This window comes from Bacillus sp. BB081 (assembly GCF_008368895.1).
GTDB lineage: Bacteria > Bacillota > Bacilli > Bacillales > Bacillaceae_G > Bacillus_A > Bacillus_A wiedmannii.
In genome coordinates, this window is sequence record NZ_QOZX01000153.1 from 1 (window position 1) to 835 (window position 835).

Consider the following 835-nt stretch of genomic DNA (forward strand, 5'->3'; position numbering starts at 1 on the left):
TATAATTGCAAAACATTTCAAATATGATCGAAGTATGGAATACATTATTCATTATAATTTTAATACAGAGTTTACAAAACTCGGACTTACACCTAACATTGCCACCCTACAATAAGTGAGTAGTCAAAAAAAAACATAAACGTATGGTCCTTTAATTAGGGGGAGGAGATTTAAACGATGTCTAGAAAACTGCCAATTTTATTATTTACACTGACGATGATTCTTGTGCTTGCTGCTTGTGGTTCTAACACAGGTACTACAGGGTCAGGGTCAACAACTGGTACTACAGGAGAAGCTTCCACAGGTACAGAACTTAGCGGGTCCGTGCTTGCTGTAGGATCGACTGCATTGCAACCATTGGTTGATCAAGTCGCTCAGAAATTCATGGCAGATTCAAAATATGCTAACGTCTCCGTTCAAGTACAAGGTGGCGGTAGTGGTACAGGTTTAACTCAAGTATCCGAAGGTCAAGCAAACATTGGTAACTCTGATGTATTTGCAGAAGAAAAATTAGATGCTGATAAAGCAAAAGAATTGGTTGATCACCAAGTAGCAGTTGTAGCGATTGCAACAGTAGCTAACGAAGCAGCTGGTGTAACGAACTTAACAAAACAACAATTGGTTGATATCTTCACAGGTAAAGTGAAAAACTGGAAAGATGTTGGTGGTAAAGATCAAGCGATCGTTATCGTTAACCGTCCAAGTAGCTCCGGTACTCGTGCAACTTATGAGAAATTTGCTTTGGGTCAAAAAGTAGAAGATTTAGCGGGTTCGATTCAAGAAGATTCTTCAGGTACAGTTAAGAAATTAGTAACTGAAACACCTGGTGCAATTG

At 38.9% G+C, this 835-nt stretch carries 1 protein-coding gene; it reads left to right on the forward strand.

All coding sequences use genetic code 11. The features are described 5' to 3' along the window. Window positions 1-177: 177 nt before the first annotated feature. Window positions 178-835, forward strand: a 658-nt coding sequence (locus DN394_RS28790) for a substrate-binding domain-containing protein (RefSeq protein ID WP_149294476.1), incomplete at its 3' end; no start/stop codon positions are given.